General features: G+C 64.2%; 2 protein-coding genes and 1 pseudogene. All 3 read right to left on the bottom strand.

Features of this window, described 5'->3' with window-relative positions:
* Positions 1-801, bottom strand: a pseudogene (locus D7W79_RS41040) (hypothetical protein); the annotation flags it as partial.
* A 221-nt stretch (positions 802-1,022) separates the two neighbouring features.
* A complete protein-coding gene (locus D7W79_RS43420; protein WP_147442331.1) occupies positions 1,023-1,781 on the bottom strand; it encodes a hypothetical protein in 759 nt (252 codons plus the stop codon).
* A gap of 256 nt (positions 1,782-2,037) precedes the next feature.
* The coding region (locus tag D7W79_RS41035; protein ID WP_208729979.1) for a hypothetical protein at positions 2,038-2,732 on the bottom strand (695 nt) is incomplete at its 5' end.

Here is a 2,732-nt window from a genome sequence, read left to right as displayed (position 1 = left end):
CCCCCACGCGCCGCCCTCACCGGGCCGTCCGCCCCAACCGGCCAGCAGGTGGGCCTCGAAGCCCGGCCGCACCACCACCACGGCGGTGCCATCCAGATGCGCCAGCGTCACAGACAGGGCGCGCCCGCCGGCCCTCCCCCAGTCATGCGCGGCGGAGAGGGCCAGCGTGTAGCGGCCCGGTTCGAGGGGCTGGCCGAAGAGGACGTGCTCCACGTCCAGCGCGACTTCCGCCCCCATGAGGCGCGCGCCCAGCACGTCCGAAGCGAAGGCCTGCGTGTAGAGCGGGCCCAGCGTGCCGGTGAGGAAGCCTCCTGCCGGGTGGTAGTCGGGATTGCTTCGGTTGGAGTAGCGCCGCACGAGGTGCGCGGACAAGAGGCTGTAGGACTCCAGCGCGCCGAACCAGACCCCCACGGGCGCGTTGTTCGAGCCCAGCTTGAGGCCGCGCACCACCTGCCCCCAGTCCGAGAGACTGTCCCAGTCCTCCCTCCTCACGAGGCTCGTGCCTTCCCCTTTTCCCCTCAGACGCAGCCGCACCGGAGCGCCCAGGTTGAGGCCGAACTCCGCGCCTCCGTCGAGAATGAGGGTCGGTTCCACCTGCACGAACCCTTCAGTCGCGCCGACGCCCGCGCGAGGTAGCAGGCAAAACGCCGCGGCCTCCATGCGCATTAGTGAGCGCCACGCCACATCCGCTGAGGGCGCTCCTGGCTCCTCGCCCTCCGTGGGCTCCGGAGCCTGCGCGGCCCACGCGAACACCGGGAACAGCAGCCACAGCCATACCGCCCCACTTCGCAGCATTTGCATACACGCCTCCCTGCAATGTCCTTGGCGTGGGGATCAGAGGACACACGTCTGACGTTCGGCCCGGTGTGGCTGGTCGCGCCTCAGGCGCGAGGGGATGGCATGCCTGCCGGAAGCTCCCGAAGCCCATCCAGCCCCCCTGTCATGCAGGGCCTGGACCGGGCAATAGAGCGCAGCGGGTCACTCCTCCCGCCAGACAGACGGCCAACCTCCATCGCTACAAATCAGCGCCTTGCGCGGCGACCTTTCCGTGGCTTGACAGAGGCTGTGTGCGAGACGTTCACGATTGGTACGATCTTCGGGGAGGGGAAGTCGAGCCATGGAGCGGGGCGTTTCCCAATCTCAAGAAACGCCCGTGCTTCAACCAGGTCTCGATACAGGCGGCGCCTTCTCGTTCGGCGGCCAATGAAGAGTCCCCTCGTCTGCATGAAAAAAACCACGACCAGGATGCTTGCGGCGAGTCCGATCAAATAGCTCGAGAGTACATCAAGAGGCCTTCCGAGCTGCCCAAGCCTCTCCATTGCCTTCCCGAAGAAGCCTGTTGCGAAGAACAGGATTGATGCAACTCCAAACTTCGGGACAATGGGTTCGTGCCACTCGATCGCTCTTTTGTCGATTTCGGAAATGTATTTGATGGCGGATTCAATCTGGCCAATGGAGCCAAGCACTGACTTGTGTTCAATGACCCTCCTGGCGCGTTCCTCATCGGCGCATGCCTCCATGTATTCTACGGTGACATCCTCGCCAACGCGGGTTCTCCAGAATGTCTTCTGCTTTCGAGCCATATGCAGAACGATGCCAAGCGCAATCAGTGGTAGAACTGCCCACAGTGCGCCTCCGATCGCCTGGCTTTCAATGTTCTGGAACAGGAGCAGCCCATACCCGAACCCCGCTCCCGTAATGGAAGCTCCTGTTGAGAAATCCATGATGGTCCATTCCTTGAGATTGTTGGTGGATAGGTCTCTTTCGAGTTCTCTGATCACGTGAAGTTCCCGGTCCAAACTGCCAGCACACCAGTCGACTCAGAATTCAGTTCATCAGCCTCATGGCCATGAAGGTCGCGGGCAGGGTGAAGAGCGAGGCTGTGAACTGCTGTCGCGACGCGGTGCACACACGCCTGCCTGTCAGGCATTTGGAGAACGCGGCGTTGGACCCAGGGTCAATGCGAGCGCTCAGTGGTTGACGAAGCGCACCCCAGGCCCGCTCGCCTGGCCCCCGGCTCCAAGGCGTGCCGCGCGTTCACATGGGAAGGTCGAAGTCCAGATCGACCTCGGCGGCTTCCCCAGGGCAGGTGCCGCCCGTGGGTCCCTGGACCGTCAGTTCCAACTGGCCCACGATCCGGTCCTCCGAGTTCTCCTCCAGCACGAGTCGGCCGGAGAGCTGCTGGTAGACGTACTCATTGCGGCCCTCCTCCGGGCAGAATGACTGGGTCCAGATCTCCTTCAGCCCGGACGTGTGCCCAAGGCCGGGCTCGAAGTGGACGTCGGATTTGGACATCAGGTACCCGTGGGCTGTTCCGGAGATGGCGTACTCTGCAGGCCCGCGTCCCTTCGCGAAGGAGTCGAAGTCCACGTAGACGCAGAGGCCCCGGGCGTCCTTCCGGCGCTCCCCCGGTAGGTCGTCCGAATTGCAGAAGGTGAAGACCGGGCCGAGGTAGAATTCGGCGTTCGTCTCCGTATCGGGACTGAGCCGGCTGGAAACTGGCGTGGGGAACTCCTCCCAGACGTCGCCGTACCGCACCCGTATGGCGCCGGTGACGGGGGGCTCCTTCCCACACCCGGTCCCTCCCAGGACCGCAAGCGACAGCGCCAGGGCGAACGGGACACGGCGGAAAGGAGAACGCTCCTTCGGAGGGTTGTGCATGAGGCCGTCTGCCACCATCCTCCGCGCCCCGACAAGCCCCCACCCATGAAACGACTCCCCTTGTCCTTCTA

The organism is Corallococcus exercitus (genome assembly GCF_003611585.1).
In the GTDB taxonomy this organism is placed as follows: domain Bacteria; phylum Myxococcota; class Myxococcia; order Myxococcales; family Myxococcaceae; genus Corallococcus; species Corallococcus exercitus.
Note: the sequence above shows the minus strand (reverse complement) of the source record. Positions and strands in the feature narration are given on the sequence as shown.